At 64.7% G+C, this 12,085-nt stretch carries 16 protein-coding genes; 9 read left to right on the plus strand and 7 right to left on the minus strand.

Features of this window, described 5'->3' with window-relative positions; all coding sequences use genetic code 11:
• The first annotated feature begins 49 nt into the window (after window positions 1-49).
• Window positions 50-2,437, plus strand: coding sequence for an endopeptidase La (gene lon / locus MI302_RS08420; RefSeq protein WP_239725463.1), 2,388 nt, complete (start codon window positions 50-52; stop codon window positions 2,435-2,437).
• Here the strand turns inward: lon and MI302_RS08425 are convergent.
• Genes MI302_RS08425 through miaB form a run of 4 tightly spaced genes read right to left on the minus strand, consistent with a single transcriptional unit; the run spans window position 2,434 to window position 5,587 of the window.
• The gene (locus tag MI302_RS08425; RefSeq protein ID WP_239725465.1) at window positions 2,434-2,991 is read right to left on the minus strand and encodes a molybdenum cofactor guanylyltransferase; all 558 of its coding nucleotides are present in this window, start codon (window positions 2,989-2,991) and stop codon (window positions 2,434-2,436) included. The two genes, lon and MI302_RS08425, sit on opposite strands and share 4 nt — an antisense overlap.
• A 3-nt stretch (window positions 2,992-2,994) precedes the next feature.
• Window positions 2,995-3,906: an FAD-binding oxidoreductase gene (locus MI302_RS08430; RefSeq protein ID WP_239725467.1), complete on the minus strand. Its 912-nt coding sequence runs from the start codon at window positions 3,904-3,906 to the stop codon at window positions 2,995-2,997.
• 13 nt (window positions 3,907-3,919) lie between these two features.
• On the minus strand, window positions 3,920-4,255 hold the full coding sequence (locus MI302_RS08435; RefSeq protein WP_038030561.1) for a hypothetical protein: 336 nt from the start codon (window positions 4,253-4,255) through the stop codon (window positions 3,920-3,922).
• Window positions 4,256-4,264: 9 nt separating this feature from the next.
• Window positions 4,265-5,587 carry a tRNA (N6-isopentenyl adenosine(37)-C2)-methylthiotransferase MiaB gene (miaB, locus tag MI302_RS08440; protein ID WP_239725473.1) on the minus strand — a complete coding sequence of 441 codons (1,323 nt, stop codon included), beginning with the start codon at window positions 5,585-5,587 and terminating at the stop codon, window positions 4,265-4,267.
• 413 nt (window positions 5,588-6,000) lie between these two features.
• On the opposite strand from miaB, the gene MI302_RS08445 reads away from it, so the two are divergent.
• Window positions 6,001-6,831 (plus strand): hypothetical protein, encoded by an 831-nt coding sequence (locus MI302_RS08445; protein WP_239725474.1) that lies wholly within the window; start codon window positions 6,001-6,003, stop codon window positions 6,829-6,831.
• Between the two features lie 169 nt (window positions 6,832-7,000).
• On the opposite strand, the gene MI302_RS08450 is transcribed toward MI302_RS08445, so the two are convergent.
• Window positions 7,001-7,240, minus strand: a complete 240-nt coding sequence (locus MI302_RS08450) for a helix-turn-helix transcriptional regulator (protein ID WP_038029522.1) — start codon at window positions 7,238-7,240, stop codon at window positions 7,001-7,003.
• 145 nt (window positions 7,241-7,385) lie between these two features.
• Here MI302_RS08450 and MI302_RS08455 point away from each other — a divergent pair, with 145 nt between their 5' ends.
• The 7 genes from MI302_RS08455 (at window position 7,386) to MI302_RS08485 (ending at window position 9,808) form a co-directional block, all read left to right on the plus strand.
• Window positions 7,386-7,628: a hypothetical protein gene (locus tag MI302_RS08455; RefSeq protein WP_038029524.1), complete on the plus strand. Its 243-nt coding sequence runs from the start codon at window positions 7,386-7,388 to the stop codon at window positions 7,626-7,628.
• Between the two features lie 55 nt (window positions 7,629-7,683).
• Window positions 7,684-8,082, plus strand: coding sequence for a hypothetical protein (locus tag MI302_RS08460; protein ID WP_239725475.1), 399 nt, complete (start codon window positions 7,684-7,686; stop codon window positions 8,080-8,082).
• Window positions 8,075-8,233, plus strand: a complete 159-nt coding sequence (locus MI302_RS08465; protein WP_156919415.1) for a hypothetical protein — start codon at window positions 8,075-8,077, stop codon at window positions 8,231-8,233. The genes MI302_RS08460 and MI302_RS08465 overlap by 8 nt, the downstream gene beginning before the upstream one ends.
• Window positions 8,223-8,408 (plus strand): hypothetical protein, encoded by a 186-nt coding sequence (locus tag MI302_RS08470; RefSeq protein WP_038029528.1) that lies wholly within the window; start codon window positions 8,223-8,225, stop codon window positions 8,406-8,408. The genes MI302_RS08465 and MI302_RS08470 overlap by 11 nt, the downstream gene beginning before the upstream one ends.
• A gap of 106 nt (window positions 8,409-8,514) precedes the next feature.
• Window positions 8,515-8,751, plus strand: coding sequence for a hypothetical protein (locus MI302_RS08475; protein WP_038029529.1), 237 nt, complete (start codon window positions 8,515-8,517; stop codon window positions 8,749-8,751).
• Window positions 8,748-8,906, plus strand: a complete 159-nt coding sequence (locus MI302_RS08480; protein ID WP_156919416.1) for a hypothetical protein — start codon at window positions 8,748-8,750, stop codon at window positions 8,904-8,906. Before MI302_RS08475 ends, MI302_RS08480 begins: the two co-directional genes overlap by 4 nt.
• Complete coding sequence (locus MI302_RS08485) at window positions 8,903-9,808, plus strand: hypothetical protein (RefSeq protein WP_038029531.1); 906 nt, start codon at window positions 8,903-8,905, stop codon at window positions 9,806-9,808. Before MI302_RS08480 ends, MI302_RS08485 begins: the two co-directional genes overlap by 4 nt.
• A gap of 147 nt (window positions 9,809-9,955) precedes the next feature.
• Here the strand turns inward: MI302_RS08485 and MI302_RS08490 are convergent.
• Together MI302_RS08490 and MI302_RS08495 are read right to left on the minus strand one after the other, a co-directional pair.
• Window positions 9,956-10,989, minus strand: a protein-coding gene (locus MI302_RS08490) for an IS630-like element ISTth6 family transposase (RefSeq protein ID WP_239725401.1) whose coding sequence is annotated in 2 segments (ribosomal slippage) — window positions 9,956-10,500 and window positions 10,500-10,989 — 1,035 coding nt in all. Because the reading frame shifts where the segments join, the coding sequence is not laid out codon by codon here.
• On the minus strand, window positions 10,962-12,023 hold the full coding sequence (locus tag MI302_RS08495) for an integrase core domain-containing protein (protein ID WP_239725477.1): 1,062 nt from the start codon (window positions 12,021-12,023) through the stop codon (window positions 10,962-10,964). The genes MI302_RS08490 and MI302_RS08495 overlap by 28 nt, the downstream gene beginning before the upstream one ends.
• Window positions 12,024-12,085: the final 62 nt, after the last annotated feature.

Raw genomic sequence — 12,085 nt, forward strand, 5'->3', positions numbered from 1 at the left:
GTGCCCCCGGGTTTTTTCTTTGCCCCTGCCGGCGCTATGATAGGGCTAGATGAAGGACGTCTTGCGCCTGGAACTTCCCGTACTTCCCCTGAGGAACACCGTGATCCTCCCCCACACCACCACCGGGGTGGACGTGGGCCGCCCCAAGAGCAAAAGGGCGGTGGAGGAGGCCCTTAACGCCGATCGTTACATCTTCCTGGTCACCCAGAAGGACCCCGAGGTGGACGACCCCACCCCTGAGGACCTCTTCGCGGTGGGCACCCTGGCGGTGGTCAAGCAGGCCATGCGCCTCCCCGATGGCACCCTGCAGGTGATGGTGGAGGCCAGGAACCGGGCCCGCCTGGTTTCCTATGTGGCCGCCCCCTACCTGAGGGCCGTGGGAGAGGTGTTGTCCGAGCCTCCCCTGCAGGACCCAAGCCTCGCCCGGGTCCTGGTGAACGAGGTGCAGGAGGCCTTTGAACGCTACCTGCAAAACCACAAAACCCTGCGCCTGGACCGCTACCAGCAGGAAGCAGTCAAGAGCACCCTGGACCCCGCCATCCTGGCGGACCTGGTCACCCACCACGCCACCTGGAACCTCGAGGAAAAGCAGGAAATCCTGGAAACCCCGGAGGTGGAGGAAAGGCTTAAAAAGGTCCTGGCCCTGCTTCTTCGCGACCTGGAGCGCTTTGAGCTGGACAAGAAGATCGCCGCCCGGGTCAAGGAGCAGATGGACCAGAATCAACGGGAGTACTACCTCCGGGAGCAGATGAAGGCCATCCAGAAGGAGCTTGGGGGCGGGGAGGACTTCCTTAGCGAAATAGAGGAGCTCCGCGAGCGCATTGAGAAAAAGGGCATGCCCGAGGCCGTCAAGGAAAAGGCCCTCAAGGAGCTTAAGCGCCTGGAGCGCATGCAACCCGGCTCTCCCGAGGCCACGGTGAGCCGGACCTATCTGGACTGGCTTTTGGATGTTCCCTGGACTGAGGCTGACCCGGAGGTCCTGGACATCTCCGTCACCAAGCGGGTCCTGGACGAGGACCACTATGGCCTCAAGGATGTAAAGGAGCGCATCCTGGAGTATCTTGCGGTGCGCCAGCTTACCAAGGAGAAGGAGGTCAAGGGCCACGCTCCCATCCTTTGCTTCGTGGGGCCTCCCGGGGTAGGCAAGACCTCCTTGGGCAAGAGCATCGCCCGAAGCATGAACCGCAAGTTCCACCGCATCTCTTTAGGTGGCGTGCGGGACGAGGCGGAGATCCGGGGCCACCGGCGCACCTATATTGGAGCGCTTCCCGGGAAGATCATCCAGGGGATGAAGCAGGTGGGGGTGGTAAACCCCGTCTTCCTGCTGGACGAGATCGACAAGCTCTCCTCCGATTGGCGGGGGGACCCAGCCTCGGCTCTTCTGGAGGTCCTGGACCCCGAGCAGAACCACACCTTCACCGACCATTACCTGGATGTTCCCTACGATCTCTCCAAGGTCTTCTTCATCACCACCGCCAACACCCTAAGCACCATTCCCAAGCCCCTTCTGGACCGGATGGAGGTCATCGAAATCCCAGGCTACACCCTCCCGGAGAAGCGGGCCATCGCCCGTCACTTCCGCTGGCCCTTCCAGGTGAAGGAAGCGGGCATCGAGGGCAAACTGGAGATCACCGACCGGGCCATAGAGCGCATCGTGCAGGAGTACACCCGGGAGGCAGGGGTGCGGAACCTGGACCGGGAGCTTTCCAAGGTGGCCCGCAAAGCCGCCAAGGACTACCTGGAAAGCCCCTGGGAGGGCGTGCGGGTGGTGGACGCCCAGGACCTCGAGGCCTACCTGGGCGTGCCCAAGTACCGCCCGGACCGGGCGGAGAAGGCCCCCCAGGTGGGGGTGGCTCAGGGTCTGGCCTGGACGCCCTATGGCGGTGCCCTTCTCACCATTGAGGCCGTGGCCGTACCCGGGACAGGCAAGGTGAACCTCACCGGCAACCTGGGGGAGGTGATGAAGGAATCGGCCCACGCCGCCCTCACCTACCTCCGGGCCCACCGGGAGGAGTGGGGCCTGCCTGAGGGGTTCCACAAGGAATACGACCTTCACGTCCATGTTCCCGAAGGAGCCACTCCCAAGGATGGTCCCTCCGCCGGCATCACCATGGCCACAGCCCTGGCCAGTGCCCTCACGGGGCGCCCCGTGCGCATGGACATCGCTATGACCGGGGAGATCACCCTCAGGGGCAAGGTCCTGGCCATCGGCGGGGTGAAGGAAAAACTCCTGGCCGCCCACCAAGCGGGCATCTTCCGCGTGGTCCTGCCCAAGGAGAATGAACCCGAGCTCAAGGAGGTTCCGGAGGAAATCCTAAAGGACCTGGAGATCACCTTCGTGGAGGAGGTGGGAGAGGTGCTCAGGCTCCTCCTCCTGCCTCCTAGCCCACCCCCCGTGGCCCCCACGGAAAGACCCCAGCCAGGAGCAGGGGCTTAGGGAAGCTCCTCCTTGCGGTTGGCGTTCAGGAAGACCTGGGCGCCGAAGCGCACCACCACCTCCTCCGCTGGGATATAGGTGGCCCCCAACACCTCCATCACCCGCCTCAGGAGGAAATCCCCTTCCCGGATCTGCAACTCCACCTGGGGAAGGCAGTCCTGGTGGTAGAAGGCCATGAGGGGCTCGAGGTGGCCTTCCGGGTTGTAGGCCACCACCACCGGGTAAGGGGAGGCCAGGGCGTGCTCATAAAGAAAGGCCCAGTATTCCGGCCTCAGAAAGGGCAAGTCCGTGGCCGCCACCGCCACCCAGGGGTAGCGGGCGTGCAAGAGGGCGGAGTGCAGGCCGGAAAGGCTATCCGCCCCCGGAAGCAGGTCGGGATACACGGGCACGCCAAAGCCAGGATAGGGCCTGTTGGTCACGATGAACCGCTCCCCCGCCTCCTGGAGGCTATCCAAAACCCACTGGATCAGGGGCTTTCCCCGATAGGGGTAAAGGGCCTTATCCTCCCCAAACCTGCGGGAAAGCCCCCCGGCGATCACCGCCCCCGAGTACACGGCCTACCATTCTAAGACCTCAAGAAGCCTTTCCCCCAGCCAGGGGGCGTAGAGAAAACCCGTGGAGCCAAAGCCCGTAAGGGCAAAGCCACCTTCCACGGGAAACAGGTAGGGAAGGTCCACACCCCCAGGCGGAAGAGAGGGGTCCAGCCGGAAGCGCACTCCCCGCCATGCGGAGGCCACCGAAGGGCGGTAGCCCAGAAGGTCTTCCGCACCCCTTAGAAGCCATTCCACCTCCCCTTCCGTGGGAGGGGGAGCCTCCGGATCAGAACGATGGGGGAGGTAGCTTCCCCCTAGGGCGCTTCCCGCCAGGTAGACCCGGTAGCTGATGGCCCGGGGGAAGTAATCCAGCAGGAGGAGGACCAGCCCCGGGATGTGCCGCCCCTCCAGGCCCAAAAGATGGGCTCCCTGCCCACCTCCTGCGTAGACCAACACCTCCCCCCTTATCCGCCCTCCTCCTTCCAGGAAGAGGTAGGGAGGCTCCCAGGCCAGAACCCGGGACCTGAGAACGCCAACCCCCTCCGAGAGCTTCTGCAAAAGGGGCCTGGGCTCCAGCCAGAAAGCTTCTTCCAGCAAGACACCCCCTTGGTCCCAGGTGTGCTTCAGCCCGCCAAGCCGAGAGGCCACCTTCTCCCTCTCCCCTTCCGGCACCGGGCGATAGACGCCCAGGTGCAGGGGCACGAAGCGGCTGTAAAAGCGAAGGGCCGCCTCGAGGGCCTCCTCTCCCTTTCTCGCCAGGGTAAAGCGCTTCCCCCGCAAAGGGTTCACCAGAGCCACAGGCACCCGGCTTGCCCCCCCCAGGCCCTGGGCCACCACCCGCACCCTCAGGCCCCTTTCCTTGAGAAGCCAGGCGGCGGTAAGCCCCGCCACCCCGGCTCCCAGGACTACCGCCTCGGCTTCCTCCACCTTCCTCATCCCCTGCGGGGGGTCAGAAGCGAAAGCCCTCCCCCTCCCTCCGGCACAAACCCCTGGCCGCCAGGCCCTCTAGGAGGCGTTCTGCTTCGTCCTGGGGGAGGAAAGCTCCAAGATCCTTCGGACTCAAGAACCCCCCCTTCCGCCAGGCTTCCCTCATGGCCAGGCGCTCCAAGGCTACCCGCGAAGGCCCCTTGGCCAAAAGCCTTCCCTGCCAGCGGAGTAGGCCCAGATACAGAAGATAGGCAAGAAAGGCTGCCAGGACAAGCCCCCAAAGGGCGAAGCGGGAGGCCGCATAAACGAGAAGGAAAAGGGCCAAGGCACCGCTAAAGGGGAGGAAGTGCTGGCGCATGCCGCCTCCTCAGGCCACGGGCAAGGGGATGGGCGCAGGCTCCCTGGCCCCCACCACCTCCCCAAAGAGCAGGTGCGGGGTGGCCTGCTTGATCTCCACCTGGTAGAGCCCCGGGGTGGGAGCCTGGTGGGCGGGAACCAGCACCGGATGGTTCCCGCGGTCGTGCCCCTGCACGTACCCTTCCTCCTTGGCCACCCCACGCACCAAAACCTCCACGGTCTTCCCCACCCACTCCAGGTTGCGGCGGTAGCTCCACTCCTTCTGCTTTTCAATGAGACGCTGGAGCCTTTCCACCTTCACCTCGCGGGGCAGGTCCTGGAAGTGCTTGTAGGCGGGGGTACCGGGCCGAGGAGAGTAGATGAACATGTAGGCCTGGTCGTAGCCCACCTCGTCGTAGAGGGAGAGGGTTTCTTGGAAGTCCTCCTCCGTCTCCCCGGGGAAGCCCACGATGATGTCCGTGGAAAGCACGGCATCCGGCAGAATCTCGCGGATCCTCCCGATTCTTTCCAGGTACTGCGCCCGCCGGTACTCCCGGGCCATGCGCCTAAGCACCCGGTCCGAGCCAGACTGCACCGGCAGGTGGATGTAACGGGTGATGGCAGGGGTTTCGGCAATGGCCTCGATGATGTCGTCGGTGAAGTTCACCGGGTGGCTGGTGAGGAAGCGCACCCTGGGGATGCCCATCTGCCCCACCATCCTCAGGAGTTCGGCGAAGGAGGGGAAGCCCGGCTGGTCCTTGCCGTAGGAATTCACGTTCTGCCCGAGGAGGGTCACCTCCACCACCCCGGCCTTCTTCAGGGTTTCGATCTCCTTCAGGATCAGGTCCGGGTGGCGGGAAACCTCAGGGCCCCGGGTGGTGGGGACGATGCAGTAGGTGCAGTGGTGGTTGCACCCCCGGATGATGGTCACGTGGGCGGAAAGCGCTCCCCTGGGAGGCGGGGGGATGTAGTCCAAAAGATCGTCCTTGAAGGTGAGGTCCCAGAAGCGCTGGTTACCCTTCAAGGCCTCGGGCAAGGAGGTGAGGGCCCCGGGGCCCAGGAGAACATCCACCCCAAACTTCCGGGCCATCTGCTGACCCTCGTCCAGCTGGGCCAGGCAGCCCATGAGCCCGATGAGAAGCCCTCGCCTCTCCTTCTCCTTCCGAAGCTGACCAAGAAGGGAGCGCACCTTCTCCACGGGCTTCCCGCGGACCGCACAGGTGTTCACCAGGACGAAGTCCGCCTCCTCCACGCTCTCCACCAGCTCCCAACCCAGGCTCACCAGCTCGCTGGCCACCAGGTGGGAGTCGTACTCGTTCATCTGGCATCCGAAGGTAATGATGTGGGCGCGCATAAACCTCCTGGGGCAGCCGGGGGGATCCCGGGCCCCGTGGTTTCCAGTGTAGCAACCTCGAGGCCCTCAAGGCCAACCTCGGTCCCTGGATTCCTCAGCCTCGAGCCCCCCAAAAGGCCACACCCCCCGGCCACGTTACCGGGGGGTTAAGCCTCGCATCCCGATGCTGGTGGCGGCGGTGGGACTCGAACCCACGACACCACGATTATGAGGAGCTTACCCCTAGGTCCTCTCCACTCCGCCACCTTCCGATTTGCCCATAAAAAAGGACACTTCCACTTGGTAAAGTGGGGGTTCGTTCCGCCCGTATCCGCCCCATAAGCGAACCATTCGCTAACTCGAGGGTGGCCGGGGTGTTTCACGGAGAGGAAAGAGGCGGACTTTGAAGGATATTCTGAAGGTGGTGGAAGGAAGTGCTCACCCTGTACCTGGTAGACCAGAAGGAAGAGCCCTGGAACGGGCGCAAAGCCCTTTTGGGAGCGGTAGCCTGGGAGTACCCAGAACCCTTTGAGGCCCTCGAGGCCGCCGCTCCCCGGGTAAGCGAAGAAGCCTGGGAATACCTCGGGCGTTTTGCCCATCCCATGAGCCTGGACACCTGGCTTTCCATTCGGGCAAGCCCGAGTGCCAAGGAAGCGGTGGAGCTCCTAGACGCTTGGCGGGCTACCGCATGGAAGCGAGGCAGGCGCTTTCCAAAAGCTTGGGAACCCTGGGCTTACCCCATGCTGGGAATGACCCTCGGCCTGGTCCTGAAGGAGAAGCGTTTAGGCCCGCAGACCCTAGAAGTTGAGGGCAAAACCTTTGCGTTGAAGCCCACAACCTTGGTCGGAGCTTTTTCCTCCTTTCTCTATGGGCGGATTCGCGTCTACCGCGATTCTTCACCACAAGCCTTTTGCCTGGAGATAGAAGACCAGGATTTCGTTAGGCTTCTTATCCTACCCAAAAAAGAGGTGCAGGAAAGGCTCTACGCCCTCTTCTTGGAACAAAGAAGGCGCTTTTTAGAACGAAACCCCCACTTGGCCCGTCCAGACCCCTGGCCCACCAGGGAGCGGGACGTCTTCCTCCTGGCTTGGAAGGAAGTTGAGGGGCTTAGCCTCGAGGCCCTGGCCGACCGGCTCTATGACCGGCTTTTAGACGAGCACCCCACCGCCTGCTTCCTGAGACAAGGAGGGGTAGAAGGCGGGGTGAGCAAAGAGGCAATCAGAAAAGCCTTGGCCGTTGCCCGCGAACGTTTGAAACTGGGGTAGCTCAACTTTTGACCTGGATTTTGACGGAAAACCCCAAGGCTTCCCCCGGTGAAAGTCAAGAACGGGGATTTCTGGCCAACCCCCCCATTTGTGGCCAACCCTTTGGCCACAAATCTTTTTGCGTCCTGGACGGGGTTTTCCCGATTTGTGGCCAAGGGTATAGTAGAGATTAGGGCTCCTCGTACTCCAGGAGGTCTTGGACCCCGTAGGGCCTGCCCGTGAGCTTCCTCAGGGCCCATAAGACCCAGGCGAGAGCCTCGAGGTCGGGGCGGTTGATAGACCCCGAAGCCCAAGCGTAAAGGGTATTGCGGCTCACCTTCCCCGAGAGAACCTGGGCAAGGCGGTAGACGGTCAGCCCCTCCTTAGCCAAAACCTCCCTGAGCTTCCACCGCAAACGAGGCGCTACCATGAGCCCAGCTTACCAAAACACTAGGGCCAACACTATTGATATGCCCATACCTCTTGACCTATGCACAAGACTTTGGTACTATTAGGACACCTAGGGAGGACGTGCTTGGCGGCCAGGCCTCCCTAGGGCTCACCAGGAGGTGAACATGACCACGGTACTCCAGAACAAGGCCCAGGTTCAAGATAGCCCCTTCGGGGCTGACCAAGAGGCAAAGGTGGCGGTGGAGCTCACCGCCCAGCAGGTGGCCGAGCTCTACAACCTCCTCAAGGCGGAAGAGGACTACGGGGACGGCCTCCCGGGGGCCCTCGATGCCCTCCGCCGGGAGCTCAAGGAGAAGGCGAAGGCCCTGGGGCTCACCTTCCGGGAGGGCTACGCCTACCTGAGGTGAAGCGGGGTGGGGGCGGGGAAGGCCCCGCCCCCCTCTCCTTCCCTGGAGGTGCGCGATGGGCACGACTTGGGGCCACACCTTGGAGGCCTACTCCCCCACGGGCTACGACCCGGGTTGCTCCTGGCCTCTCTGCAAAGGGGCCACCGTCTTCCGGGGGCGCTACTACCGGTTGGCGAGTTCCCGCACGGGGCGGGTCATCGAAGCCCGGGTGAACCTTTGCTTGGAGCACGCGGAGCGGTGGGCGGGGAAGCACGGCTTGGAGGAGGCCCTCGAGGCGGGTCTCCGCCAAAGGCTCCTGGCCCGGGGGCTCTTCCTCCACGTAGCAGAGGAACCCGAAGGCAGGGGGTGGCTGGCCTGCCCCGTCCTCAAGGAGAAGCGGCGGCCCCCTTACGCCTGGGGGAAGACGAGGACCGAGGCCATCCTGGCCCTGCTTTGGGAGGTGGGCCGTGCTTAGGGCCTCCGGCCTGGCCCTCCTCCTGGCCTGGCTTTGGCTTGACCTCACCGGGGACAGCTGGGCGGCCTTCTTTGTGGCCTCCTCGGGCCTGGCCGCCTCCCTGGTGGCCTGGACAGCGGCAAAGGAGAAGGAGGTGCGGAATGAGCGCTGAAGCGAAGCGGGAAGCCCTTTGGCACTACGTAGAGGCGCGGCTGGAAGAGGTGGTGCGGGCCCTGGACCTACCGGTCCTCGAGGAGCCCCGGCTCATGGAGGCCCTCGAGGCGGGCTACCTGGCGGCCCTGGAGGACTTCGTTCCACGTCTTCACGAAGCCCTTACTAAGGACTAGCGAGCATGAACGCCCGCCCCCTTTCCTGCTCTGCATCCTATAAACAACCAGGTTGGCGCCAAGCTGGTTGTCGCCGTTGGAGGGGGCGGAGCCCTACACAGGAAACATGGAGCGCTGGGGGACGCCAAGGCTTTTGACGGTGCAGGAGGCAAGGATGGCGGTGGGGCCTGACCGGCTTTCGCGGCATTTGGCCTATGCCCTGGCCCGGGTGGCCGGGGTGCGGGTGGGGAAGCGGCTTCTCGTCCCGTCCCGGGTCGTGGAGGACCTCTTGGATGGCCGCTTGCCCCCGGAGGTCCTCGAGGCGGTCCACCGGGAGGCCCGGAAGCTGGGGGGGAAGGCATGAGGGGCGGTTGTTGGGACGCTGGTCAGGCGGTGGAAGAGGTGGCCCGGGTCTTGCGGGAGTGGAGGCGGGGCTTGGAGGCGGAGGAGGCCCTCGAGGCCATCGAGGAGGCCCTTAAGGAAAACAACTTCTCGGCCCTTCTGGAGGAGGAGGCATGAACGGGAAAGAAGAGCTGGCCGTGCGGTGGACCTTGGAGGACCTCGAGCGGGCGGCGGCCTACGTGGTGAGGTCCGGCCTCTTCGGGGTGCGGAAGCCGGAAGAGGCGGTGGCCCTCATGCTCCTGGCCCAGGCGGAGGGGACGCACCCCATGCGGGCGGTGCAGGAGTACCACATCATCAACGGGCGGCCTGCCCTGCGGGCGGACGCCATGCTGGCCCGCTTCCTGGCCGCCGGGGGGCGGGTGGAGTGGCACGAGCTCAGCGATAGGCGGGCCGAGGCCACCTTTTCTCACCCCCAGGGGGGCACGGTGCGCATCGCCTGGACCCTCGAGGACGCCCAGCGGGCCGGGCTCCTCAGCAAGCCTGGGGGGAACTGGGACAAGTACCCCCGGGCCATGCTCCGGGCCCGGGTCATCTCCGAGGGGGTGCGCACCGTCTTCCCCGGGGTGGCCACCGGGGTCTACACCCCCGAGGAGGTGGCAGAGATGGAACCCATCGAGGCCAAGGTGGTGCGGATGGACAAAAAAGCCCCAGCCCTGGAGGAAAAGGCCGATCTGCCAGAAGCTCAAGCCCTCCCCGCCCCCAAGCCCATCACCGGGGCTCAAGCCCGGGAACTGGTGGAGCTCTTCCGGGACTTGAGCCTCGAGGGGCCTCCCGCCCGGGAGGTGGCAAGCCGCCGGGTGGAGCGGGCGGTGGGGAGCCTGAAGGAGCTCACCTACGAGGAGGCCGAAGACCTCAAGGACTACCTGGAGGGGCTCAGGGAGGCCCTGGAGGGCCTCTCCCCTGAGGAGCGAGGCGAGCGCCTTAGGGTCTGGCTTGCCGCCCACGAGCGGGGCCTGCCCAAGGCGGAGGAGCTCCTGGACCTTGAGGCGGAAGTCCTCTTCGGCGAGGAGGAGGAATGAAAAAGGAACCGGGCCGCCCCGCCCCGACGGCCCGCCTGGTGGTGGAAGTGCCTAAAGGCATCCTACCACAGGCGGGGGGCAGGGCGCTAGAGCATGTATTCGGCCAGCACATTTGAGACAGCTTGGGGAACCGACCCCTCCCGTATCTTAAGTACCCTCCCCCAAGATTTTCAACTCCACACCCCCCAGGGCTTTCAGGGCCTGCGCCACCGCCTCCTTAAGCTCCTCCACGCTCCCGTAGTGCCGCCTTGGCATCAGGAACCCCTTCACCCGCCGCCAGACGCTCTCCATGGGGTTCAGATGCGGGCTGTACCGCGGCAGGTAGGCCACCATAAGCCCCCGCTCCCGCCACGCCTCCTTCCTCCCCTCCACCTCCCGGGACCGGTGGAAGGGCGCGTTGTCCATGAACACCTTCAGGGGCTTGGCTAAACCTTCGGCCACCCGGTCCAGATACCCCCGCACCACCTCCCACCGCACCGGCCCCTCCAAAAGGGCAAAGAAAAGCCGCTCCCCCTCCCGTCCCCGCACCAAGTGCCCCACCACGTTCACCCGCCCCCGGGAACCCCAGGCCCGGGGCACCCCCTTGGCCTCCCCCCTCCGACCCCAGGCGTAGGTAGGGGGAAGGGTCAGGGAAAACCCGCTCTCATCCAGGTACCCCACCTCCATCACCCCCTCCTCCGCCCCCTTTTTGCTTCCTCTTCCTCCTCCGCGAAAGCCTTCACCTCTTCCTCCGTGGGCTTTCCCGGAGGCACGTACCGCGTCCGTCGCCACACGTACCCCATGGCCCTCAGGTGCCGGGCCACCACCTTGGGGGCCAGGCGGACCCCGAAGCGCTCGGCTAGGGCTGCCGCAAGCTGCGGGGCGGTCCAGACCCTATCCTCGGCCAGCCTTTCCTCCACGAAGGCGGCCATCTCGGGGGTGAACTTCCTGGGAGCTCCCGGGGGTTTGCGGTAGGCGAGGCCCTGGAGACCCTCCCTCACGAAGCGCCGGAGGACGAGGTAGACCGTGGTGCGGTCCTTGTGGAAGTGCTGGGCGATCTTTGGGGCGGTCCAGCCCTCGGCCGCCAGGCGGACCATCATGGCCCACAGGCGGGTCTTCTTGTGGGTCCTTGGGTCCAGGGAGAGCTCCAGGAGGAGCCGGTCCTCCTCAGGGGTCAGCTGGATCCGAAGTGGGGCCGCCATGTTGAGATGATAAGGGGTTGGCACTTAGCCAAGAACTCCAGGGGGGCAAGGCCACCCAGGGCCATGTGGGGTCTCCTGCGGTTGTAGTAGTCCAGGTAGGCATTAAGCTCCACCTGTAGCTCGCTAACCCTCGTGGGCAAAGGTCGGGTGTAAAACTCATCCCTAAAAGTCCGTTGCAGCCGCTCCACGTGCCCGTTAAGCCTAGGACTCCGGGGAGGCAGCACAAAAAGAGCGATGCCCAGGCCTTGGCACGCCATCTCAAACTCCGCCATGAACTCGCTACCCCCATCCACCTGCACCGCTCGGATGGGGAAAGGCGCCTGGGCCACCAGTCGGGATAGAAACTCCCCTGCCAGCCTCGCCGTGGCCCGGCTATGCACCTCCCCCAGGGCATACCGGGTAAACAGGTCCACCGCCGAAAAGTGCCGCACCACCTCCCCAGGCCCCAGGCTCACCATCAGGGTGTCCACCTGGATGAGGTCCCCAGGGGCTTGCGGTTGATATCCCCGGGGCTTCCGTCGGGCGTAGGGTCTCCTTGGCCTTCCCCTTCCCTTTCCCCTTCCCCTCCTGGCCAAAAAACTGGCCACGCTCTCCACCCGTCCGCTCCCCTCCAGGTAAGCCAGGATACGCCCCACCGTGCGTTCGCTCACCGAAAAACCCTCCTTCCGGAGGGTCAGCCAGATGGGCCACCGCCCTAAGGTGGGGTTCGCCCTCCGGAGAACCTCTACCCTGACCAGGAGCTCAGGTTTCCACTGCACCTTTCCCCGTGTACGCTTGGGGCGGCGGGACTTGGGCTTTAGTCCGGCTAGGCCCCTCTCCCTCAAGGCCCTTTCCCAGCGGTAGTAGGTGGCCCGGCTGATCCCCAAAAGCTCCTGGATCTCGGGCCAGCCCACCCGGTATTTCCTGAGCGCCTCCACCTGTTTGAGCTTCCGTAAGCGGTCCTGAACCGTGGGATCGCCGGCCCCGGCCTCTTGGAGTTCCCGGGCCTTCCGCGCTCCCCGCAAAACCTCTTTGCCAACCGTGGTAAGCTGCATTCGTGGGGACCCCCTCTCTTCTGGAGTGGTCCCCACATTTTTACTCGTCCAGTCTCACATGT

The organism is Thermus sp. NEB1569 (assembly GCF_022385295.1).
Taxonomy (GTDB): domain Bacteria; phylum Deinococcota; class Deinococci; order Deinococcales; family Thermaceae; genus Thermus; species Thermus scotoductus.

Coding starts and splice junctions, on each gene's coding strand:
- lon (WP_239725463.1), top strand. CDS start 50: ATGAAGGACGTCTTGCGCCTGGAACTTCCCGTACTTCCCCTGAGGAAC.
- MI302_RS08430 (WP_239725467.1), bottom strand. CDS start 3,906: ATGAGGAAGGTGGAGGAAGCCGAGGCGGTAGTCCTGGGAGCCGGGGTG.
- MI302_RS08435 (WP_038030561.1), bottom strand. CDS start 4,255: ATGCGCCAGCACTTCCTCCCCTTTAGCGGTGCCTTGGCCCTTTTCCTT.
- miaB (WP_239725473.1), bottom strand. CDS start 5,587: ATGCGCGCCCACATCATTACCTTCGGATGCCAGATGAACGAGTACGAC.
- MI302_RS08450 (WP_038029522.1), bottom strand. CDS start 7,240: ATGGTAGCGCCTCGTTTGCGGTGGAAGCTCAGGGAGGTTTTGGCTAAG.
- MI302_RS08455 (WP_038029524.1), top strand. CDS start 7,386: ATGACCACGGTACTCCAGAACAAGGCCCAGGTTCAAGATAGCCCCTTC.
- MI302_RS08460 (WP_239725475.1), top strand. CDS start 7,684: ATGGGCACGACTTGGGGCCACACCTTGGAGGCCTACTCCCCCACGGGC.
- MI302_RS08470 (WP_038029528.1), top strand. CDS start 8,223: ATGAGCGCTGAAGCGAAGCGGGAAGCCCTTTGGCACTACGTAGAGGCG.
- MI302_RS08475 (WP_038029529.1), top strand. CDS start 8,515: ATGGAGCGCTGGGGGACGCCAAGGCTTTTGACGGTGCAGGAGGCAAGG.
- MI302_RS08480 (WP_156919416.1), top strand. CDS start 8,748: ATGAGGGGCGGTTGTTGGGACGCTGGTCAGGCGGTGGAAGAGGTGGCC.
- MI302_RS08485 (WP_038029531.1), top strand. CDS start 8,903: ATGAACGGGAAAGAAGAGCTGGCCGTGCGGTGGACCTTGGAGGACCTC.
- MI302_RS08495 (WP_239725477.1), bottom strand. CDS start 12,023: ATGCAGCTTACCACGGTTGGCAAAGAGGTTTTGCGGGGAGCGCGGAAG.